18 protein-coding genes and 1 riboswitch are annotated in these 20,243 nt (G+C 73.0%); of the genes, 7 read left to right on the top strand and 11 right to left on the bottom strand.

Going from position 1 to position 20,243, the window contains the following annotated elements; all coding sequences use genetic code 11:
• Positions 1-16 precede the first annotated feature (16 nt).
• The 5 genes from ACIBPC_RS30910 to ACIBPC_RS30890 form a co-directional block, all read right to left on the bottom strand.
• Positions 17-1,792, bottom strand: coding sequence for a beta-L-arabinofuranosidase domain-containing protein (locus ACIBPC_RS30910; protein ID WP_398849231.1), 1,776 nt, complete (start codon positions 1,790-1,792; stop codon positions 17-19).
• Positions 1,789-2,718, bottom strand: a complete 930-nt coding sequence (locus ACIBPC_RS30905; RefSeq protein WP_398849229.1) for a sugar ABC transporter permease — start codon at positions 2,716-2,718, stop codon at positions 1,789-1,791. The genes ACIBPC_RS30910 and ACIBPC_RS30905 overlap by 4 nt, the downstream gene beginning before the upstream one ends.
• 1 nt (position 2,719) lies before the next feature.
• Complete coding sequence (locus ACIBPC_RS30900) at positions 2,720-4,354, bottom strand: ABC transporter permease subunit (protein WP_398849227.1); 1,635 nt, start codon at positions 4,352-4,354, stop codon at positions 2,720-2,722.
• Between the two features lie 9 nt (positions 4,355-4,363).
• Positions 4,364-5,638 carry an extracellular solute-binding protein gene (locus ACIBPC_RS30895; protein WP_398849225.1) on the bottom strand — a complete coding sequence of 425 codons (1,275 nt, stop codon included), beginning with the start codon at positions 5,636-5,638 and terminating at the stop codon, positions 4,364-4,366.
• A 265-nt stretch (positions 5,639-5,903) separates the two neighbouring features.
• Complete coding sequence (locus ACIBPC_RS30890) at positions 5,904-8,609, bottom strand: MGH1-like glycoside hydrolase domain-containing protein (RefSeq protein ID WP_398849223.1); 2,706 nt, start codon at positions 8,607-8,609, stop codon at positions 5,904-5,906.
• A gap of 273 nt (positions 8,610-8,882) precedes the next feature.
• Here ACIBPC_RS30890 and ACIBPC_RS30885 point away from each other — a divergent pair, with 273 nt between their 5' ends.
• Complete coding sequence (locus tag ACIBPC_RS30885; protein WP_398849221.1) at positions 8,883-9,251, top strand: VOC family protein; 369 nt, start codon at positions 8,883-8,885, stop codon at positions 9,249-9,251.
• Between the two features lie 68 nt (positions 9,252-9,319).
• On the opposite strand, the gene ACIBPC_RS30880 is transcribed toward ACIBPC_RS30885, so the two are convergent.
• The 3 genes from ACIBPC_RS30880 to gcvT are packed head-to-tail and all read right to left on the bottom strand — an operon-like array spanning position 9,320 to position 12,271.
• Positions 9,320-10,702 carry an L-serine ammonia-lyase gene (locus tag ACIBPC_RS30880; RefSeq protein ID WP_398849220.1) on the bottom strand — a complete coding sequence of 461 codons (1,383 nt, stop codon included), beginning with the start codon at positions 10,700-10,702 and terminating at the stop codon, positions 9,320-9,322.
• Positions 10,703-10,715: 13 nt separating this feature from the next.
• A complete protein-coding gene (gene gcvH / locus ACIBPC_RS30875; RefSeq protein WP_362964518.1) occupies positions 10,716-11,102 on the bottom strand; it encodes a glycine cleavage system protein GcvH in 387 nt (128 codons plus the stop codon).
• Positions 11,103-11,125: 23 nt separating this feature from the next.
• A complete protein-coding gene (gcvT, locus tag ACIBPC_RS30870; protein WP_398849218.1) occupies positions 11,126-12,271 on the bottom strand; it encodes a glycine cleavage system aminomethyltransferase GcvT in 1,146 nt (381 codons plus the stop codon).
• Between the two features lie 193 nt (positions 12,272-12,464).
• Positions 12,465-12,558: riboswitch (glycine riboswitch) on the bottom strand.
• An 82-nt stretch (positions 12,559-12,640) separates the two neighbouring features.
• On the opposite strand from gcvT, the gene ACIBPC_RS30865 reads away from it, so the two are divergent.
• The 4 genes from ACIBPC_RS30865 (at position 12,641) to ACIBPC_RS30850 (ending at position 15,489) form a co-directional block, all read left to right on the top strand.
• On the top strand, positions 12,641-13,408 hold the full coding sequence (locus ACIBPC_RS30865; RefSeq protein ID WP_398849216.1) for an enhanced serine sensitivity protein SseB: 768 nt from the start codon (positions 12,641-12,643) through the stop codon (positions 13,406-13,408).
• Positions 13,409-13,500: 92 nt separating this feature from the next.
• Positions 13,501-14,247 (top strand): enhanced serine sensitivity protein SseB C-terminal domain-containing protein, encoded by a 747-nt coding sequence (locus ACIBPC_RS30860; protein WP_398849214.1) that lies wholly within the window; start codon positions 13,501-13,503, stop codon positions 14,245-14,247.
• A 73-nt stretch (positions 14,248-14,320) separates the two neighbouring features.
• Positions 14,321-14,794, top strand: a complete 474-nt coding sequence (locus ACIBPC_RS30855) for a Dps family protein (RefSeq protein ID WP_398849212.1) — start codon at positions 14,321-14,323, stop codon at positions 14,792-14,794.
• A 503-nt stretch (positions 14,795-15,297) separates the two neighbouring features.
• On the top strand, positions 15,298-15,489 hold the full coding sequence (locus ACIBPC_RS30850) for a hypothetical protein (protein WP_362964528.1): 192 nt from the start codon (positions 15,298-15,300) through the stop codon (positions 15,487-15,489).
• A 3-nt stretch (positions 15,490-15,492) separates the two neighbouring features.
• On the opposite strand, the gene ACIBPC_RS30845 is transcribed toward ACIBPC_RS30850, so the two are convergent.
• Positions 15,493-15,696: a hypothetical protein gene (locus ACIBPC_RS30845; RefSeq protein ID WP_362964530.1), complete on the bottom strand. Its 204-nt coding sequence runs from the start codon at positions 15,694-15,696 to the stop codon at positions 15,493-15,495.
• Positions 15,697-15,857: 161 nt separating this feature from the next.
• Positions 15,858-16,796 carry an SDR family NAD(P)-dependent oxidoreductase gene (locus ACIBPC_RS30840; RefSeq protein WP_398849211.1) on the bottom strand — a complete coding sequence of 313 codons (939 nt, stop codon included), beginning with the start codon at positions 16,794-16,796 and terminating at the stop codon, positions 15,858-15,860.
• A gap of 189 nt (positions 16,797-16,985) precedes the next feature.
• On the opposite strand from ACIBPC_RS30840, the gene ACIBPC_RS30835 reads away from it, so the two are divergent.
• Complete coding sequence (locus ACIBPC_RS30835; protein ID WP_362964593.1) at positions 16,986-17,534, top strand: helix-turn-helix domain-containing protein; 549 nt, start codon at positions 16,986-16,988, stop codon at positions 17,532-17,534.
• 267 nt (positions 17,535-17,801) lie between these two features.
• On the opposite strand, the gene ACIBPC_RS30830 is transcribed toward ACIBPC_RS30835, so the two are convergent.
• The gene (locus ACIBPC_RS30830; protein ID WP_398849209.1) at positions 17,802-18,746 is read right to left on the bottom strand and encodes an endonuclease/exonuclease/phosphatase family protein; all 945 of its coding nucleotides are present in this window, start codon (positions 18,744-18,746) and stop codon (positions 17,802-17,804) included.
• 343 nt (positions 18,747-19,089) lie between these two features.
• On the opposite strand from ACIBPC_RS30830, the gene ACIBPC_RS30825 reads away from it, so the two are divergent.
• Positions 19,090-20,175, top strand: a complete 1,086-nt coding sequence (locus ACIBPC_RS30825; RefSeq protein WP_398849207.1) for an N-acetylmuramoyl-L-alanine amidase — start codon at positions 19,090-19,092, stop codon at positions 20,173-20,175.
• Positions 20,176-20,243 lie beyond the last annotated feature (68 nt).

Genomic DNA, 20,243 nt, shown 5'->3' with positions numbered 1-20,243 from the left:
GGCGGTTCTCCTGCGGTCAGATGAAACGCGGCCGGTCCAGGTCGTGGTAGACCCGGTGCGGCGCCCGTTCGCGTACCCCGGACAGGGCGCGGAAGGCGCCGACCGGCTGCTCCTCCCGGCCGCGGTCGGTGGGTTCGTAGCGCAGGCGGGCGGCGAAGGGGCCGTCGCCGCCGTCCGGGTCGGTGCGCCGCAGCGCGGCGGCCAGCGCGTCGGGGGACGGGGGGCCGTCCAGCGAGAACGGCGCGGAGAACACCCCCTCCTGCGCCAGGACGACCGGCCCGTGCAACAGGGCCGCCCGCAGCGGGTGTTCACGGTCCGCGGCCTCGGCGTGCAGCCCGGCGCCGAGGGTGACCTCCAGGCGGTCGCCCGTACGCCACTCGCGCTCGACGGCGGCCCAGCCGTCCGCGGCGGGGGGCGGGTCGAGCCGCTCGCCGTTCAGGGTGAGGGCGAGGCCGCTGCTCCAGGAGGGCACCCGGAGCCGGAGCGTGAACCGGACGGGGGCGGCGGTCTCCACGGTCAGCGCCGTGTGGTCGGTCTCGGGGAACGCGGTGTGCTGGCGCAGCGTCACCTCGGTCTCCCCCTGCCGCCAGGAGGTCTCGGCGGGCAGGTACTGGGCGACGGAGATGCCGTCGTCCGAGAGCCAGTAGACCAGGTCGGGGATCGCGGCCACGGCCTGGAGGTACGTGCCGGAGCAGCAGGGCCAGGCGTCCCAGTGGCGCAGCTTGGTGGCGTTGCCGAGCCGGTAGTCGGCGTAGTAGTACGAGCGGCCGTCGCCCTGGATGGGGAGGCTGGCGCCGATGCCGTTGAACAGCAGGCGTTCGGCGAGTTCGGCGTGCCGGGCGTCGCCGGTGGCGGCCAGCAGGCGGCGGGAGAGCTTGAAGACGGCCCAGGTGTCGCACGGGATCTCGGCCGAGTCGGTGCGCCACTCCAGCGCGCGGCCCAGCGTGCCGTCGTCGGGGACGGACCACTCGCCGGGGCCGTAGCCGCCGGTCGCGTACGCCTGGGTCTCCCGTACCCAGTCGAGGCCGTTGACGGCGATGTCCAGCATGCGCGGGTCGCCGGTGGCGGCGTGCGCCTCGGCGGCGGAGCAGAACGTGTTGACGTGGCTGTACGCGTGCAGCCAGACCGGCACGTCCCAGCGCTCGCCGGGGGCGGGCCGCGTGGCGAAGTGGTCCCAGTAGGCGTCGTAGTGCCACAGGGCGGCGAAGTCCCGGAAGGACGTATCGCCGCCGAGCCGGTAGGCGCGGTAGGGGTTCTCGGCGAGGGTGTACCACTCCAGGGTGCCGTGCGGCTTGCGGCCGTCCCGGTCGGTGCGGGTGGCCGGGCTGCGGCTGCGGTCGAACGTGCGGGCGGCCGCCTCGGTGATCCTGGCCAGCGTGCCCAGGGCGTCCGTGTGCCCGGCGTACTCGGCGACGTCCACCAGGCCGCAGGCGGCCTTCTCCCAGCCGTAGGTGGCCATCCGGGCGTCGCCGTCGGCGGGCAGGGTGGCGGCCCAGCCGTCGGCGAGTTCCACGGCGCGGGCGGACAGCGCCGGGTCGCCCAGCGTGTGCGCCAGGCGGGCCAGGCCGCCGACCCACTGGCCGAAGGTGGCCTCGGTGGTGCGGCTGGCCCAGCCGGGCAGGTCGGTGCCGGGGGCGGGCAGGCCGGCGTTGCGGCGGAAGCCCTTGAGCAGGTCGTCGGGGGTGAGGCCGCCGTACACCTCGGCGGCGTGCGCGGCGCGTTCGGCGAAGGGTCCTGGCAGCAGCCGGACGCGGGACGGGTCGGCCGGGCGCAGCCCGGGGGCGGGCGTCATGACTTGACGGCTCCTGAGGTGAGGCCCCGCACCAGCCAGTCCTGGAGCAGGTAGAAGAACACGAGGGCGGGGATCGAGGCGACGATGGCACCGGCGGCGAAGGGGCCCCAGCGGTTCGTGTACTCGCCGGTGAGGTAGCTCCACATGCCGACCGGCAGCGTCATCTCGGGCGAGTCGGTGATCAGGACGCTGGCCACGATCAGTTCGCCGTAGGTGCCGACGAAGGACAGCACGGCGACGACGGCCAGCATCGGGCGGGCCAGCGGGATGATGATCGTCCAGAAGATCCGGGCGTGGGTCGCCCCGTCCACCATGGCGGACTCGTCCAGTTCCCTGGGCAGCGAGTCGATGTACCCCTTGACCAGCCAGACGTTGCCGCCGAGCACGCCGCCGAGGTAGATCAGCACCAGCGTCCAGTTGCTGTTCAGCCCGAGCACCGGCAGCAGGCGCCCGGCCTCCTGCACCATCAGGTAGAGGGCGATCAGGGCCAGCAGGTTGGGGAAGAGCTGGACCAGCACGATCGCGCGCATCAGCTGCTGGCGGCCCCGGAAGCGGAACCGGGAGAAGGCGTACGCGGCCATCGTGGTGACCACCACGGAGATGCCGGCCACCAGGAACGACACCCGCAGTGTGTTCCACAGCCAGCGGAAGAACGGGAACGTCGGGTCGTCCACCAGCACGCGGAAGTTGTCCAGCGAGAGGGAGCGCGGCCACAGCCCCGAGGTGCCCAGCGCGTTGCTGTTGTCCAGGGCCGCGACCAGCACGTACCAGAGCGGGAAGAGGACGAAGGCCAGCGCGCCGAGCAGCAGCGCGGTGATGCCGGTCAGCCGCAGGCGGCGCAGCATCCGTGCCCGGGGGCTCCGGGGGATACGGGCCCGCTGGGCCTCGGGGACGCGGATACGGCGGGATCTGGCGAGGGTCGCCATGTCAGTTCTCCTCTGCCCAGACGGCGTACCTGCGGAACTGCGAGGCCACGACGGGTATCAGCACCACGAAGATCAGCATCGTGATCACCGCGGCCTGGGCGTAGTCCGAGCCGTTGCCGAAGACGAAGGCGAGTTTGTAGGTGTACGAGATGAGCAGGTCCGTGGAGCCCGCCGGGGTGTCGGTGTCGGTCATGGGCGGACCGCCCTTGTTCAGCAGGAAGGTCACGACGAAGTTGTTGAAGTTGGCGACCATGCCGAGCACGATCAGCGGCGAGATCATCCGCATCAGCAGCGGGAACACGACCAGCCGGAAGCGCGCCCACCAGCCCGCGCCCTCGACCTCGGCGGCCTCCAGCAGGTCGTCCGGGATGGCCTGGAGCGCGCCGGAGACGATCAGCAGGAAGTACGGGAAGCCGAGCCAGAAGGTGACGCACACCAGGGCGATGCGGGACATCGTCGGATCGCCGAACCAGTTGCGGTCGAGGCCGAACAGGTTCTCGCCCAGCTCGGTGAGGATGCCCAGGTTGGGGTTCATCATCGACGCGAAGACCAGCACCGTCAGGTACATCGGCACCACGTAGGGGAGCAGCAGCAGCGAGCGGACGAACTTGGCGAGCCGCCTGGGCACGTCGCGGCTGTTGAGCGCGAGGGCGATGATCATGCCGATGACGAGCTGGCCGACGACCACCACCACGGCGAAGACCACCGTCCACAGGAAGATCTCCAGCAGCGGTCCGCGGATCTTCGGGTTGCTGAAGACCTCGGTGAAGTTGTCCCAGCCGACGGTCGTCTGGAAGGACGGGGACACCTCGAACTGCCCGTCGGCGGTGGTGAACGTGCCCTCCACCGGCCGGTACTCGCGGCCGTTGAGCTGGTCGGTGAGGACGCCGTCCTCGTACGCGTACCGGTCGGCGTACTCCCCGGCCAGCCCCATGGACTGGATGGTGATCGGCGCGTCCTCGGGGCCGAACTCGGTGCCCGCCAGGCCGTCCAGGGCCGCGGCCGTGGCGGCCGTGTCGAGCTGGGCCATGCCGTCCACCTCGGCCGGGAAGCCGTCCCCGGCCGCGCCGCCCGCGTCGAGCGGCCGCAGCGGCTCGCCCTCCTCCGCGACCATCGGCGCCGCCGCCGCGTCCTCGGCGGACCGGACGACCAGCAGCGTGTCCTCGCCGCCGTCCCCGTAGGCGCGCCAGTCGTACGTGGCGGCGCCCTCGGGCAGGTAGGTCACCGACTCCAGGGCGTCGATCGCCTGGGACTTGGTGAGCAGGTGGTCGGAGCTGTAGTTGGTGAACGCGATGTAGAAGCTGTACGCCTGGGGCGCGATGGTGAGGAGCAGCAGCAGGGCGATGCCAGGCGCCAGCCAGCGCATCGGCATCAGCCGGGGCACCAGGGCGACCACGTTGATGCCGGCCACGGTCACCGTGATGGCGGCGGCCAGGTACCAGGTGCCCTCGCTGAAGAAGCTCGTGACGGCGGCCAGGGTCATCAGGTCGGCGACGACCAGCGCCGCGATGGTGATCGCCCACGCGAGCGGGGAACGGGTGCGGGCCGCCGTCATGGCCGCCGAGCCGTTCGTCTTCCGGGGGCGCCGCGGCGCCGGGGCTCTGGCGGGGGCTTCCGGTGAGGTGGTCAGGGACATGTCGGCTCCTCAGCTCTCGGCGATCGCGTTGCGCATCCGCCGCGCGGCGCCTCGCATGGCGTCGTCGGAACCCTGCTGCTGATTGACGATCGAAGTCAGTGCGTTGCCCATGGCCTCCCAGTAGGTGGCCAGTTCGGGGGCGGAGGGAATGGGCTCGGCCTCGGCGCCCGCCTCGCTGAGCGCGGCGATGTCCGGGTTGTCCTCACCGGTCCTCGCCTCCAGCCAGGACGACTCCTGGGCCAGGGACCTGGCCATGGTGCGCATCGGCTCGGTGGCGGCGAGGTACTGGGTGAGGAACGTCCGCGCCAGGGCGAGGTTCTCGGAGTTGCGGTTGACCATGAAGCCGCGGGCGGACAGCCAGGGGCGGCCGGGACCGGCGGGCCCGGCGGGCAGCGGGTCGATCACGTACTCGATGCCCAGCTCCGCGTAGCGCGCCGCCATCCACGGGCCGGTCAGGTGCAGCGCGCCCTTGTTCTCGGGGAAGACGGACACCGCGACGTCGTCCGTGACACCGGGGCGCAGCCAGCCGTTGCGGACCAGCTCCTCCATGAAGCGCCCGGCCGCCAGGCCGCCCTCGCTGTCCAGGCCGACGTCGTCCACGTCGGCCTGCCCGTTCCTCTCGCCGAACACGTAGCCGCCGAAGGCGGTGAGGATGCCCGGGAAGAAGTAGGCGTTGCCCGCGTCCATGAGCAGCGGGTACTCGACGCCCTGGTCGGTCAGCTCAGGGGCCAGCTCCAGGAACTGCTGCCAGCTGGTGACGGGTTCGGGCACCACGGCCGGGTTGCGGAAGACCGCCAGGCTCTCCACCGCGTACGGCACGCCCCACAGCGTCTCGTCCAGGGTCCAGCCGCCCAGCGCCCTGGGGTCGAACGTCGCGGCCCTGGTGCCCAGTTCGACCGGGGCGAGCAGACCGGAGCGCGTCAGGGTGCCCATCCAGTCGATGTTGCCGTCGAGCAGGTCGGGGCCGCCCCCGGCGGGGCCCGCCTTCTGGAAGTTGGCGTTGATGTCGTTGAACGCCAGGGGCTGGTAGCGGACGTTCACGCGGTAGTCGCGGGTGAACGCCGCGCTCGCCTCGACCATGGCCGGGACGCGGGCGCTGTCGGCCCAGACGACGAGCGTGGGCCCGTCGACGCGTTCCCCGGCGTACTGGTCCGGCGGCGCCTCGGCGGCGGCCTCCGCCCCGTCGTCGTCCGAGGAGCAGCCGGCGAGCACGCCGGCGCCGAGGACGGCGGCGCCGGTCATGCCGAGCACGCGCCGTCTGGAGATGTCTCTGCTGTGGGTCATGCCTTCTCGATCCGTTCCGCGGCTGCGTCTCCCGGCTCCGGTGAGGGAGGGACGGAGGATCGGACGCGCTGTTCGATGGCGGCTGGAATGTGTTCCATCGTTGTAAGGAGCACCCTCTACCGCCGTCAAGAGATAGGAAAGGGTTTTCCCACTTTTTCTCACGCAGCCTTCCACCAGGTTCGCGCACCACCACTCGGCGGCCCGCGGGCACGCCGAGGCGCCCGTCCGGGGGCGGCGGCCCCCGGACGGGCGCGGACGGTTCCGTTCAGCTGAGGTCGATGGCGTCGAACTCCGCGAATCCGCCGCCCTTGGTGAAGGTGAGGGTGTTGGCCCCCGCCTCCAGCGGCACCGTGAAGACGGCGGTGCCGATGGCCCCCGGGCTCTGGCTCCAGCCGCCGGTGTCCGGGAGCCGGACGGCCGTGCGCTCCCCGCCGTTCGCCGAGAGCCAGTAGGCGCCGTCACTGCCCGCGATGCCGTTGGCGTAGCGGACGGTGACCGTCCACTCCCTCGCCTCGGGCACGTCCACGTGGAAGGTGACCTCGCTCGTGCCGTTGAAGCCCTGCCACAGCGGGCCGGTGACCGTGCCGGAGAAGTCCCCCGGGCGGACGGCCGACCAGTCGTCCACGAAGAACGACCGCTCGGTGTCGAGACCGCCGACGAAGCCGAAGCCGCAGGCGGTGTCGCTCCCGCGCTTCGCGCCGAGGTTGACGACGGCGGCCTCCGCCTCGTAGTGCAGCGGCCCGGCCGTCGGGCAGTTGACCGGCTCCGCGAGCTGGTCGGACGGGCCCCACGCCTCGAACTCCGCGATGCCCGCCGGAGCGTCCCCGCCCGGCACCACCAGGCGCAGCGCGGTGGTCTCGAGCGGGTCGAAGCGCAGCGACACCACGTCGTCCCCGGCGATCGGGGCGGGTGGCGCGGTTTGGACCTCGCGCCACTCCTCGCCGTCGAGATATTCGAGGCGCAGGGACGCGGGCGCCTGGATCCGCGCGTCCTCGTAGACCGCGACGCGCACCTCGTCCAGGCGCCGCGCGGTCCCGAAGTCCACGGACAGCCAGTCCTGTCCGTGGGGCGAGGCGCGGGTGGACCACTTGGCGAAGTCCAGGTCCTCGTCGTAGAGCGCGGCGCCGTCGAAGGCGTTGCGGACCTCCTCGGCCTGCCGGAACTCGCCGCCGTCCTGCCTGTTGTCGTAGCCGGGGTAGGAGGCGTCGAAGCGCGGATAGGACGCGGAGGTGCCCGCGGCCCAGTTGGCGCGGGACCCGTCGTAGCGGCTGGCCGTGGAGTACGGCGCGGCCTCGGGGACGCGCACCGGGCCGACGTCCACGGTCAGTTCGCCGAGGTCGTCGCGGTGGCCCGCGAGTTCCCCGTCGATCCAGACGGAGAGACCGGCGCCGCGGCCGTAGTGGCTGCCGTCCTCGTCCCAGGCCAGGGCCAGGTCGTGGCCGTGGTACGGGACGTTCTCGGCGGCGAAGTGGGTCCAGTCCGCCGGGATCAGGGGCGCGAGGTCCAGGGTGTCGTCGGCCTGCGGGCGGATGCCGAGCAGGCCGTTGAGCACCAGGTCGGTGTACGGGTAGGCGTTGTAGTGGTCGGAACGCTGCGGCTGGTCGTAGATCCACTGGCCGGTGACGGAGTCCGCGGCCTCGGCGACGTACGGCTCGCCGTCCTTGTGCTGGAGCCGGGCGTAGCGGTCGAGCAGTTCGACGTAGTCGTCGACCGTGACGACCGGGGCGTCGGCGCCCTCGGGGGTGAGGTGGTCGTAGTCGGTCAGCGCGTTGCCGAGCGCCACGAGGGTGCGGGCGTGGCTGTACGGCCAGGCGGCGCCGTCCCAGCGGCAGCAGTTGCCGTTCTCCTTGTCGGGGCTGTAGGCCCCCGAGGTGTCGGTGTCCGGGTCGCGGACCTCGGCGGTGGAGGGGCCGTAGGGGGTGCCGAAGCCCTCGGGGTCCTCCAGGAAGCTCCAGGCGTCCGCGAAGCGCGCGTCGTCCGGCACCAGCCCGAACTGCCACGGGTAGTAGCCCCAGATCTCGCGCCCGGACAGCTTCGTGCCCTCGGGGTACACCGAGCCGTCGGGCGCCCGGTAGCCCTGCGCCTCGTTGTCGCGCATCACGTGGTAGAAGAAGTCGCGGTCGTCGTCCCACAGCTGGTCGACCATCCGCTCGGCCAGGTCGTCGGAACGCCGCTGGTACTCGGCGGCCAGCTCCTCGTCCCCGGCCATCCGCGCCGCTTCGGCGATGACCCGGGCGTCGGCGGCCTGGGCAGTGTTGAGCGGGGTGGAGTAGCCCCAGCCGCCGAAGAACTCGTTGAGCGGGAGCAGGAAGTCCTCCGGGTCGGGGAACTGGACGTCCCGGGGGACCGTGAAGTCGGTCTTCTTGGCGGCGATGGTGTGCTCGGTCGCGTCCCAGACGGGCTGGTGCCAGTAGAGGCCGGTGTCCTCGTCGAAGTAGGCGTCGCGGGCGTGCCACTGCTCGACGAGGTCGGGCAGCGCCTCGGTGAGCAGGTCGGTGCGGCCGGTGGCCAGGGCGTACTGGTACACGTTGTCGGCGGTGGGGTCGGTGTAGCGCAGGCCCTCGGTGATCTGGTGGGTGGCCACGTCGTTCTCGACGATGCCGGGGTGGCGCAGCCAGCGCAGGTCGCGCATGGCGTTGGGCCCCATCCAGGGTCCGAAGACGAACACCGCGTCGTACCAGCCGTTCTCGGGCCCGGCGTAGCGGAGCATGCGTTTGGTCACGGACCAGCGGTAGTAGTAGATCTCCTCGATGGTGGCGCCCTGGTCCGGGAGGTCGACGAAGGGGATCGACTCCTCGAACCACGACTGCTCGGGGAGTCCCGCGATCTTGTCGGAGTGGTCGAAGAGGGGCTGGTCGAGGCGGTCGGCGGCCTCGGGGGCCGCACGGTCCTGGGGGGCGAAGCCCCCCGTGGTCAGCGCTATCGCCGCCGCCAGGGCGGCGGAGGCGACTCCGCGCCGGCGAAGGGTCATCGAGCGGTCCTCCTGCGGGTCGGGGGGAGGAAACGTGAGCACGAAGCAGAGTCGCGCAGGAGTACATCGATGTAAATACGCAGTAACCAACTTTTCCGCGCAGCCCATCCCGCCGGATCGCCCACAGCGGGACAGCGATCGCCGTTGCCCGGCCCGTCATATGACGGTCCGTCCGGATCTGCGACGCCCCTTCCCCCGGGGGCGGTCGCGCCGATGAGTTCACCGTCCCCGGACGGTCTACCCGGCGACACGACCGTTCCCGAGAGGGGTGCCATGTCCACCATCCAGCCGGTGATCGTGACAGCCGACCACGGCGTCCTGCTCCGCTTCTACACGCAGCTGTTCGGCGCGGAGGAGACCTTCCGCGTACCGGAGGAGGGTCCGGTCTTCTACCTCGGCCTGCGCATCGGCGACTCCGACCTCGGGCTGGTGGCCGACGCGGACGCGAGGACCGTGGCGGCGCCGCGAGTCCTGCTCAGCATCGGCGTCGCCGACGTCGACGAGGCGCTCGGCCGGGTGGAGGCGCTGGGCGGCTCGGTCGGGGGCGGTGCCAACGACATGCCGTGGGGCCAGCGCGTCGCCCACATCAAGGACCCCGACGGCAACCCGGTCAACCTCACCCAGCCGACCCCGGCGCGCTGACACCCGCCGGGAGGGAAGGGCCCCGACCAGCGCGGGACGAGCCGAACGTGCTGGTCAGGGCCTTGGGTTCAGCACTCGACGATGTTCACCGCGAGGCCGCCGCGTGCCGTCTCCTTGTATTTGACGCTCATGTCGGCGCCCGTCTGCTTCATCGTGCGGATCGCCTGGTCCAGGGAGACGTGGTGGCGGCCGTCGCCGCGCAGGGCCATGCGGGCGGCGGTGATCGCCTTGACGGCGGCCATGCCGTTCCGTTCGATGCACGGGATCTGCACCAGGCCGCCGACCGGGTCGCACGTCAGGCCGAGGTTGTGCTCGATGCCGATCTCGGCGGCGTTCTCGACCTGTTCCGGCGTGCCGCCCAGGACCTCCGCGAGGCCGCCCGCGGCCATCGAGCAGGCCGAGCCCACCTCGCCCTGGCAGCCGACCTCGGCGCCGCTGATCGACGCGTTCTCCTTGAAGAGCATCCCCACCGCGCTCGCCGCCAGCAGGAAGCGGACGACGCCGTCCTCGTCGGCGCCCGGCACGAAGTTGACGTAGTAGAGGAGCACCGCCGGGATGATCCCGGCCGCGCCGTTGGTCGGGGCGGTGACGACGCGGCGCCCGGCGGCGTTCTCCTCGTTCACCGCCATCGCGTAGAGCGTCACCCACTCCATGGCCCGCGCCGCCGCGTCGCCCTCGCCGCGCAGTTTCCGCGCCGAGGCCGCCGCCCGGCGGCGCACCTTGAGCCCGCCCGGCAGGATGCCCTCGCGCGCCATGCCGTCCTCGGCGCAGCGGCGCATCACCTCCCAGATCCGCAGCAGTCCGGCGCGGATCTCGGCGTCGTCGCGCCAGGCCCGTTCGTTCTCCAGCATCAGGCCGGAGACGGACAGGCCCGACTCGCGGGCGCGGGCGAGGAGTTCGGCGCCGGTGCGGAAGGGGTGGCGCAGGTCGGTGCCGTCCGGCACGACGCGGTCGGCGCCCGCCGCGTCCTCGTCCACGACGAAGCCGCCGCCCACCGAGTAGTACGTCGCCTCCCGCAGCGTGCGCCCGGCCGCGTCGGCGGCGCGGAACGTCATGCCGTTGGGGTGGTACGGCAGCGAGCGCCGCCGGTGCAGCACCAGGTCCGTGTCGGGGGCGAACGGCACGGGGTGCCCGCCGTCCGGTTCCGCGCCGAGCAGCCGCAGCGTGCCCGACGCGCGCACGGCGGCCACCTCCGCGTCCGCCCGGTCCACGTCCACCGTGTCCGGCGCGTGCCCGGCGAGGCCGAGCAGGACGGCGTTCGGGCTGCCGTGGCCGTGCCCGGTGGCGCCGAGCGAGCCGAACAGCTCGGCGCGCACCGAGGCGGTCGCGGGGAGCGCCCCCTCGCTCCGCAGCCGCCGTGCGAAGCGGCGCGCGGCGCGCATCGGGCCCACCGTGTGCGAGCTGGACGGGCCGATCCCGATGGAGAACAGGTCGAAGGCGGAGAGGGCCACCGCGGTCAGCCGTTCACTCGTTCGTGAAGGCGGTGTACTCGTCGGCCGTCATCAGGTCCGCCGGTTCGCCCGCCGCCTCGCCGGCGCGTACGCGGAACAGCCAGCCGTCGCCGAACGGTTCGGAATTGACCAGCGACGGATCGTCCACGACCTCCTGGTTCACTTCGGTGATCGTCCCGCTGACCGGGGAGTAGAGGTCACTGACCGACTTTGTCGATTCCAGCTCGCCGCACGGCTCGCCCGCCGTGACGGCCGCGCCGTTCTCGGGAAGCTGGATGTACACGACATCGCCCAGCTGGTTCGCCGCGTACTGGGTGATGCCGACCGTCGCCACGCCGTCATCGGCGGTCGACAGCCACTCGTGCTCCTTGCTGTAGCGGAGCTGCTCGGGGTTGCTCATGGGGTGATTCTCCTGGATCTGGACTACTTCTGGCGCTGGTAGAACGGCAGAGCGACCACGTCGTACGGCTCCCGCGCGCCCCGGATGTCCACGTGGACGCCCTCGGTGCCGGGCGCCGCGAGCGCGGGGTCGACGTACGCCATCGCGATCGGGCGGCCGAGCGTCGGGGAGGGCGCGCCCGAGGTCACCTCGCCGACGACCGCGCCCGCCGCGTCCACCACCGCGTACCCCGCGCGCGGCACGCGCCGCCCGCGCGCGACGAGGCCCGTCAGCACGCGCGGCGGGCGCGCGGCCGCCTCCTCCGCCGCCCTGGCGAGCGCGGTGCGGCCCACGAAGTCGCCGGGCTTCGCGAGCTTCACGACCCGCCCGAGCCCGGCGTCGTACGGGGTGGTGGCGGTCGTCAGCTCGTGCCCGTACAGCGGCATGCCCGCCTCCAGGCGCAGCGTGTCGCGGCAGGCGAGGCCGCAGGGGACGAGGCCGTCCTCGTCGCCCGCCGCGAGCAGCGCGGCCCACAGGGCGGGGGCGTCGGCGGGGTCGCAGAACAGCTCGAAGCCGTCCTCGCCGGTGTAGCCGGTGCGGGCGATCATGACCGGGCGGTCCGCGACCGTGCCGGGCAGCCCGGCGTAGTACTTCAGCCCGGCCAGGTCCGCGTCCGTGAGGCGCGCCAGGATGCCGGGGGAGCGGGGGCCCTGGACGGCGATCAGGGCGTACGCGTCGCGGTCGTCGCGCACCTCGGCGCCGAAACCGGCCGTGCGGGCGGTCAGGGCGGCGAGGACCGTCTCGGCGTTCGAGGCGTTGGCGACGACCAGGTAGCGGTCGTCGGCGAGGCGGTAGACGATCAGGTCGTCCAGGATGCCCCCGGCCGCGTCGCAGATCATGGTGTACCGCGCGCGCCCCACGGCCAGCGCCGACAGGTGCCCGACGAGCGCGTGGTCGAGGAACGCGCCCGCCTCCGGGCCCGTCACCGTCAGCTCGCCCATGTGCGACAGGTCGAAGAGGCCGGCGGTCCCGCGCACCGCCGCGTGCTCGGCGCGCTCGCTCCCGTACCGCAGCGGCATGGACCAGCCGGCGAAGTCGGTCATCGTGGCGCCGAGCGCGCGGTGCGCGGCGTCGAGCGCGGTGGTCCTGAGGGGCGCCGGGGAAGGCGCGGCAGAGGTGGCGTCCGTCATGGGCGGGCTCCCGGGGTGCGGCTGCGGTCGGCGGATGGTCTCGGATGCGAGTGGAGGACGGCGGGACGGCGTACGGCCCGGTCCTCCCCATCTGTCATCTGCACCTGAGAGGTTCGCCGCGGCCGGGGGCCGGTGGCTTGCACCGTGGGTGGGAACGCGCCCGGCGGGGGCGCGGTCCGCTTTTCAGATTCGCCTTCCGCACGCGGTATCGGGGCCTGAGAGATTCAAGGGAGGACTTGCTCCTTCGGCGCCCCGCACGGCGGCGGGAACTCTCCCGCGCGCGGTCGAACGGCTGGTATGCGGTTGTCGGCACATCATCGCACGAACCTGCGGGCACGGCCGGACGGGCGCAGCCGTTAGGGTGCGTGCATGACCGTACCCAGGCAGCAGCCCGGCTTCGGCGGAGGGTGGCCGAGCAACGAGCTGGAAGAGACGCTCGCCGTGTCGCTCGGCGTCGCCGACGCGGGCCCGAGACTGCTGAAGGTCCTCGCGCGCAGCGCCCTGTGGGTGCCGCTGCCCGAGGGCGGCAGCCGCGAGAGCACGCACCTGGACCTCCCCACGGTCCAGCTGAACGGCGGCCCGTACGTCCCCGTCTTCAGCTCCGCCGAGCAGCTGCACCTGGGCGGCGCCTCGCACCTCCCGTTCGCCGTCGCGCCCGCCTGGGAGTTCGCGCGCGGCCTGCCGCCTGGCGTCGGCGTCGCCCTCAACCCGGGCGGGACCGTCGGCGTGCCCGTGCCGCCCGTCGCCGTCGCCGAGCTGTGCCGCGCCACCCCGGGGGAGCGCACGCCCGGCGTGCCCAGCGGCGCGCGGATGCGCCTTTTCCAGCCGGACTGGCAGGACGACCCCATCGACTTCCTGCGCGCCGTCACGGGCGAGCTGGCCGTCCTGCCCGCCGTACGGTCCGCGCGCCGCGGCCTGGCGAGCGCCGAGGGCGGCGCGCCGTCGCTCTTCGTCGGCATAGAGCTGGACACCCTGGAGGAGGCGCCACGCGCCGTCGTCCACGAGGCGCTCGGCCGGGCCCTGGCGCGGCAGCCCGTCGTCTGGCCGGTACAACTGGTCCTTCTGGATGCGGCCGACGACCCTGTGGTGGACTGGCTCCGGGTGTGCGTGCAGCCGTTCTACACCCGCGATGCCTGAGGCGCCGGGGACCAGGTCACGCGGGGGCACACCTCGCACGCTGCCGAGCCTGGCATGCGCGGCGCCGTCGAGAGCGAGGAGGACAGGCCCAGGTGAGTGCGGTGCGAGGCGTTGAGGAACTGCTCCCCCGGATCACGGCCGACCGCCTGGACGCCTACGAGGAGCTGCTGGCCGCCCTGGCCGCCGGGGACGTCTGGATGCTGCTGTGGCACGGCCGCCCCGGCGAACCGCAGGCACAGTACGGCAGCATCGAGGTCGCGGGGCACGGCTACGCCCCCTGCGTCACCTCGGAACGTGAACTGGCCGCCAGCGGCTGGAACCGCGAGCACGAGGTCGTCGGCGGCCTCGACATCGCCGCCGCCCTCTACCCCGACCACTGGGGCCTGTGGCTCAACCCGCACGCCCCCGGCGGCGGCCTCGGCGTCCCCTGGCTGGACCTGCGGCGCATAGCGGGCGGCCTGGACCGGCTGCCCGCCGGGCCGCTGCGCATCGGCGAACCGGCCGTGCGCGCCGACGCGTTCTACGCGCAGCTCGTCGCCCTCGCGGGCCGCACGTCCGTGGTGCGCAGCCTGCGGCGCGGCTGGGTGCGGCCCGCGCTGGGGGAGGCGTACCTCGTCATCGGGCTCGACGTGGACGACCCGGGGGAGCGGACCGCCGAGGCGGTGCGGCAGATGATGCTGGAGGCGATCGGCTCCGTCCCGGACGGCCTGCCGGTCGGCACGGTCGCCATGGCGGACGGCTACGACCCGGTGGCGATGTGGCTGCGGGCGAACGCACGCCCGTTCTACGACCGCGACGCCCCGGGCGGCGGCGGTTACGGCTACCCGCGCCCGCACTGAGCCCCCGGTTGCGCACCCGCATCCGGGGTAACCGGAGCGAGGTAGGACACAGCAACATGAAAGGGGACGCCGTATGAACGCCGTGAAGAGCACGCTGCCCGACGCCGCTCGGAAGACCGTCGGGGAGGCGCTGCAGGGTGCGCTCGTCGACCTGGTCGACCTGTCGCTGGTCGCGAAGCAGACGCACTGGAACGTCATCGGCCCCCGGTTCCGCTCGGTGCACCTCCAGCTGGACGAGGTCGTCGACACGGCCCGTACGCACTCCGACACCGTCGCCGAGCGCGCGGCGGCGCTGGGCATCTCGCCGGACGGGCGGGCCCACGCCGTGGCCGCCGGGACCGGGATCGCGCAGGCTCCCGAGAGCTGGCAGCGGGACACCGAGGCCGTGGGCACGATGGTGGACGCGCTGGGCGCGGTCATCGTGCGGATGCGGGACCGGATGGCGGAGGTCGCGGAGGCGGACCGGGTGACGGAGGACATCCTGATCGCGGTGACGCAGGACTTGGAGAAGCACCACTGGATGTTCCAAGCGGAGAACGCCTCCTGACCCACCCCACCCGGCGTGCCCCCGCCCCTGCCGCCTCCCCTCGGGGAGCCCGGCAGGGGCGCCCGCACGTCACCTGGTCACTCACGACTGCACCCATCCCCCTACGGGCGGATGTACGGGCTGCTCCACGCGCACCACGCACGAGGGGGCGGGAGCTCGGCACGCTGGCGCGGCGTTTGGCAAAGCTGAGCAAAATCGGCCCTGACGCCAGCAAACCCGCAGTACAAAGACTCTGCTCCCCGCCCGCGCGGGGTTGGCCCTTTCGCCAGCGTGCTGTTGCGGTCCGTGCTGTTCTGCTCCCCGCATGCGCGGGGTTGGCCCCCAAGCCCCCACCACAGGGGCCTTTGTCATGCCCTGCTCCCCGCCCGCGTGGGGGTCGCTCCGGGGGGTGCTGTTCGTCCACGCCACGGACGACCTGCCTCCCCGCTACGTGGGAACGGACGGCCCCGGCCTTCGGCCCGTCGCCCCAGGTTGGGCGCAGCAGGGCGGGGCACGTTGTCCGTATGGACAGTGCCAAGCTTGAACTCGCCGTGCAGCGGTGCCGTGAAGCCGAGGAAGGTGTCGTCGCCGCGCGTGAGGACGTGCGGGCCGAGGCCGTCCGGTTGTTGCGTGAGGAGCCAGGACCGGACGGCGAGGCGGAGGTCGCGCGGCTCACCGGGTGGGCGCCCGACGTCGTTCGGGGGCTCACCGTCTGACGGTCACTCGTGCGGCGCCGTGCAGGGCGGCGTCGCCTGGCAGTGGTGGCCGCGTCCCTTGCAGTGCCAGCACAGGTGCGGCGCGGCCACTCCCTGCCCCGGCCCGGACGCGGGCACGTACAGCGTCTCGCGGAACTCGACGCACTGCCCCGTGCACGCCTGGCACTGCCGGTGCGGTCCGGGGCAGTCGTCCGCCGTCTCAGCCATCCAGTTGTTCCCTCGCTCGCGCGGTCCGCCGGGCGTCTTCAGGGTCTCTCCGCGGGCGGTGGTGAAGCCAGGCCGCGGCGGTGTCCGTCACAGCTTCCGCACGGTACGTTACCCGCCCGGGCACGAAGCCGCAGGGGTGCCGGGCCCCGCGCGTACGGGACTTACGCGGCGAGCGTGTCGAGCGAGACCTGCCACAGCAGGGCCGCCGCCTCCGGGTCGAGGGCGTACGGCGCGACCCCGCGCGCGGCGCCGGGCTCGGCGTGCGCCGCCTCGTTGCAGTCCTCGAAGTACCGGCCGGACACCCCGTCGAGCAGCGGGGACGCCGCGAGCAGCACGGACGTCGCGGCGCCCTGTTCCGGGGACTTCCAGTTCGGGGCCCCGGCGCCCACGCGGGCGCGCATCCGCTCCAGCGTCTCGTCGCTCACATGCCGCTGGAGGCGGGTCCTGATGCCGCCGGGCATCAGGGAGTTGACGAGGATGCCGTCGTCCGCCCAGCGGGCGGTGGCGCCGACCGCGAACAGGACGTTCGCCGTCTTCGACTGGCCGTACGCCGCCCACGGCTCGTACGGCCGCTCGCGGAAGTGGATGTCCTCGAAGACCACGGGCGACCGCAGGTGCGCGCTCGAACTGACCGACACCACGCGCGCCCCGTCAGCCGCCGCGAGCGCCCGGTGCAGGCCGGTCGTCAGCGCGAAGTGGCCGAGGTGGTTGGTGGCGAACTGCAGCTCCCAGCCCTGCGGGGTCCTGGTCTCGGGCGCGGCCATGACGCCCGCGTTGTTGACGAGGATGTGCAGCGGCCCCTCCCACGCGGAGGTGAACGCGGCGACCGACGACGGGTCGGCCAGGTCGAGGTGCGCGACGGTGACGTCCCGCGCGCCGGTGGTCGCGTGGATGTCGTCGGCGGTGCGGTCGCCCGCCGCCGTGTCGCGGACGGCGAGCGTCACGGCCGCGCCCGCGCCGGCCAGGGCGCGCGCGGTCTCGACGCCGATGCCGGAGGCGCCGCCGGTGACGACGGCGCGGCGGCCGGTGAGGTCCGTACCGGCGAGGACCTCGGCGGCGGTGGAGGAGGCGGAGAACGGGGTGGTGAGCGGGGTGGTCACGCTGCGGGTCCTTCCGGGGGCGTGGGGTGCGGGGCGGTACGGGGCGCCGGTCCGGCCGGTACGATGGAACGCGTATTCAACCGGAGGGCCCTCCGCTACCGCCTTCCGACTGTAAGCGGAGGATGCTCCGGTAAGCAAGCTCGCCCGAGGAGTGCCGCCGTGCCGCCGCCGCCAGACGCCGCCCGCCCGATGCGCGCCGACGCCCAGCGCAACCGTGCCCGCCTCCTGGAGTGCGCGGTCCAGGCCTTCTCCGAGCAGGGCCCCGACGCGACGCTCGACGCCATCGCGCGCGAGGCGGGCGTCGGCATCGGCACGCTCTACCGCCACTTCCCGACCCGCGAGGCGCTGATCGAGGCGGCCTACCGCAACGAGCTGGCCCGGCTGTGCGACGGCGTCCCCGGCCTGCTCGCCGAGCTGCCGCCCGACCGGGCCCTGCGCGTGTGGATGGACCGTTTCATCGACTACACCGCCACCAAGCACGGCATGGCGGACGCCCTGCGCGCGGTGATCGCGTCGGGCGGCGACCCGTTCGCCACCAGTCGCGCGCGCCTCGGCGAGGCCGTCAGCGCGCTGCTCGGCGCGGGGGCGGCGGCGGGGACGGTGCGGGACGACGTGGACCCGGTGGACGTGCTGACGGCGGTCAGCGGCGTCGGGCTGGCGACCGGCCCCGACGGGCGTGCGACGGCGGGCAGGCTGCTCGACCTGCTGATGGACGGTCTGCGCCCGCGTACCGCCTGAAGTCCCGGCGCCGCGTGACCACGAAACCGCCCGGCGGCCGTGGGGGCCGCCGGGCGGGGGAACCCGTGGGGTCCCGGCGCCCGCCGCGCGGCGGGGACCGGGACCGGGGCGCGATCCGCCGGTGGGGGAGATCCAGGTCCGACGGCCCGCCCGGGGTCCGTGGGGGGTGTCCATCGCCTACCCGCGCTGGACCGAAGACAACATTTTCCTCCAGCGAATCCCCCGGACGAGGGAGCGCGCGGACCTCCGCACGCGCTGCCGTGCCGCTCAGCGCAGGCGTACGAGCGCGTGCACCGGCGCGTGGTCCGAGGGGTAGCGCCCCGCCCGCGAACGGTACGTGTTGATCGCCGCGCGCTCCACCTCCACACCGCCGTCGACGAGGAGCCAGTCGATGCGGTCGCCGCCCTCCACCGGCTCGCGGTAGTTCGGGAACGTCCCCCACGCCGGGGTCAGCCGCCGCGCGGCGGCGGTCCAGCCGTCCGTCAGGCCGCCGTCCGTGACGAGGAGGCGGTACGACTCGGAGCGCTCCGCCGGGGTGTTGAAGTCGCCGGTGAGCACGACCGGCAGCGCCGGGTCGAAACCGGCGATCCGGTCCCTGACGAGGGCGGCCGAACGCTGCCTGGCGTTCTCGGACTGGTGGTCGAAGTGGGTGTTGACGTGGACGAACTCCCGGCCGGTGCGCAGGTCGCGGAAGCGGACCCAGGTCACCATCCGCACCACCGAGTTGCCCCAGGACGCGGAACCGATCACCAGCGGGGTGTCGGACAGCCAGAAGTGGTCGTAGTCGAGCGGTTCCAGACGCCGCGTGTCGTAGTACACGGCCATGAACTCGCCGCGCCCGCCGCCCTCCCGGCCCAGGCCGATCCAGTCGTACCGGTCGGGCAGGTCGGCGTCCACCTGCTTGACCTGCTGGTACAGCGCCTCCTGCACGCCCAGCACGGTCGGCTGCTCCAGGTTCAGGAAGTCCGCGAGCACCGGGCGGCGGTCGGTCCAGGAGTCGGGCGTGCCGGGCGCGGCCTTCGCGTCGTACCGGATGTTGAACGACATGACGTGCAGCCGGTCGCCGGTCGCCGGGCCGATCAGCGGGCGCCCGCCGCGCCCCCCGGTACGCTCCCCGGCGCGCGGCCCGGCCGCGTCCGCCGTGCCCGCCATCGCCAGCAGCCCGGCCGCCGCGCCCGTCGCTCCCAGTACGCCCCGTCGTGTCACAGCCATGGGTACATCCCTTCGATCGCACATGTGTGGTGCCTGTCTGTCGCGCGGACGACTCTGGCGGCCGCCCGTGTGCCCCCCGGAGAGGGCGGGCGACGCGGCGCCGAACGGCGGACGAATTACCGATGGCGCCCCGCGCGGAAATCCCGTGCACCGGTCGCCTGTTGAATCCACCGGTCGCACGAGGCGTTTTCACATTCCGGTCCCCGGTGCCAACTACCGGTAAAGAACGGTTGATTGGACAATCATCGCAAGGGCCGCCGGACCGGCGCTCTTGCGCGTCGGCGCGCCCACGACGTACATCTCGTACGGCGGCACGCACCGGACGATCGGGGGATTACGCGACATGGCCACTCCGCTTTCCGCCGACAAACTCCTGAAGGCCCTCACGGACGAGGGAGTCAAAGTCGTCGAACACAAGAATTGGCGAACGAACAATCGGAACAAGGTCGGTTCGTGGGGTCCCGTCCACGGAGTGATGGTGCACCACACGGTGACCACCGGGACCAGCGGAACCGTCGATCTCTGCTACGGGGGCAGGTCCGACCTCCCCGGGCCGCTGTGCCACGGGGTGGTCGCCAAGGACGGCACGGTCTATCTCGTCGGCCACGGCAGGGCCAACCACGCGGGGGCGGGCGACCAGGACGTCCTGAACGCCGTCGTCGCCGAGAAGGCCCTGCCCGCCGACAACGAGACGAACGCCGACGGCAACACGCACTTCTACGGCTTCGAGGCCGTCAACCTCGGCGACAACAAGGACCCCTGGCCCGCCGCCCAGGTCGAGGCGATCGTGCGCGCGTCGGCGGCGCTGTGCCGGGCGCACGGCTGGGGCAAGGACGGCGACACCAGCGTCATCGGCCACCTGGAGTGGCAGCCGGGCAAGATCGATCCGCGCGGCCCCGGCATCACCATGAAGGACGTCCGGGCGCGGGTGGCCGAACGTCTCAGGCACTCCGCCGGGTGGAGCCCGGCGTCATCCGCGGAGGAGGACGAGATGCCCCAGTGGTCCGTCTACGGCACCACCGACTACGTCAGGACCGTCCCGCCGGGCGCCTGGACCACGCTCCAGTTCAACCGGCGGCACGACGGCAAGAAGTGGGTGGACAAGGAGGCCGAGCCGTCGATCCTGTTCGGCAGCTGCCACTACACGGCGTCGGTCGGCGTGCGCGTGGTCGGGCTGGCGAAGGGCCAGGAGTTCCAGATCAGGCTCGCCGAGTACCGGGCCGGCGCGGACGGGAAGTACGAGCGCACCGGCGGCATGCCGATCAACTCCCCGGTCCACGACGGCGGCGACGGCCACTTCACGTACACCTGGACGGGCTTCATCTCCGCCACCGACAAGGGCCGCGTCCGTGTCGAGGTCATGCACTACGGCGACGGCCCGCTCACCGTGGACTGGGCGCGCGCCGAGTCCCTGTACTGGCCCTCCTGAGCGGCGGCCGTAACGTTCTCCCGTCCCCCTGCCAAGTACAGGTGTTCAGCAGGACGAGGACGGGAGAG

The sequence above is a fragment of the Streptomyces sp. NPDC049879 genome (genome assembly GCF_044461265.1).
Taxonomy (GTDB): domain Bacteria; phylum Actinomycetota; class Actinomycetes; order Streptomycetales; family Streptomycetaceae; genus Streptomyces.
The sequence above is the reverse complement of the archived record's forward strand: the minus strand, read 5'-3'. Positions and strand labels throughout refer to the sequence as shown.

What these genes read in the sequence shown, in the direction of transcription:
- ACIBPC_RS30900 (WP_398849227.1), bottom strand. Translation starts at nt 4,354, where the DNA reads ATGTCCCTGACCACCTCACCGGAAGCCCCCGCCAGAGCCCCGGCGCCG.
- ACIBPC_RS30910 (WP_398849231.1), bottom strand. Translation starts at nt 1,792, where the DNA reads ATGACGCCCGCCCCCGGGCTGCGCCCGGCCGACCCGTCCCGCGTCCGG.
- ACIBPC_RS30895 (WP_398849225.1), bottom strand. Translation starts at nt 5,638, where the DNA reads ATGACCCACAGCAGAGACATCTCCAGACGGCGCGTGCTCGGCATGACC.
- ACIBPC_RS30845 (WP_362964530.1), bottom strand. Translation starts at nt 15,696, where the DNA reads ATGGCTGAGACGGCGGACGACTGCCCCGGACCGCACCGGCAGTGCCAG.
- gcvH (WP_362964518.1), bottom strand. Translation starts at nt 11,102, where the DNA reads ATGAGCAACCCCGAGCAGCTCCGCTACAGCAAGGAGCACGAGTGGCTG.
- gcvT (WP_398849218.1), bottom strand. Translation starts at nt 12,271, where the DNA reads ATGACGGACGCCACCTCTGCCGCGCCTTCCCCGGCGCCCCTCAGGACC.
- ACIBPC_RS30835 (WP_362964593.1), top strand. Translation starts at nt 16,986, where the DNA reads ATGCGCGCCGACGCCCAGCGCAACCGTGCCCGCCTCCTGGAGTGCGCG.
- ACIBPC_RS30855 (WP_398849212.1), top strand. Translation starts at nt 14,321, where the DNA reads ATGAACGCCGTGAAGAGCACGCTGCCCGACGCCGCTCGGAAGACCGTC.
- ACIBPC_RS30890 (WP_398849223.1), bottom strand. Translation starts at nt 8,609, where the DNA reads ATGACCCTTCGCCGGCGCGGAGTCGCCTCCGCCGCCCTGGCGGCGGCG.
- ACIBPC_RS30885 (WP_398849221.1), top strand. Translation starts at nt 8,883, where the DNA reads ATGTCCACCATCCAGCCGGTGATCGTGACAGCCGACCACGGCGTCCTG.
- ACIBPC_RS30850 (WP_362964528.1), top strand. Translation starts at nt 15,298, where the DNA reads ATGGACAGTGCCAAGCTTGAACTCGCCGTGCAGCGGTGCCGTGAAGCC.
- ACIBPC_RS30830 (WP_398849209.1), bottom strand. Translation starts at nt 18,746, where the DNA reads ATGGCTGTGACACGACGGGGCGTACTGGGAGCGACGGGCGCGGCGGCC.
- ACIBPC_RS30825 (WP_398849207.1), top strand. Translation starts at nt 19,090, where the DNA reads ATGGCCACTCCGCTTTCCGCCGACAAACTCCTGAAGGCCCTCACGGAC.
- ACIBPC_RS30905 (WP_398849229.1), bottom strand. Translation starts at nt 2,718, where the DNA reads ATGGCGACCCTCGCCAGATCCCGCCGTATCCGCGTCCCCGAGGCCCAG.
- ACIBPC_RS30865 (WP_398849216.1), top strand. Translation starts at nt 12,641, where the DNA reads ATGACCGTACCCAGGCAGCAGCCCGGCTTCGGCGGAGGGTGGCCGAGC.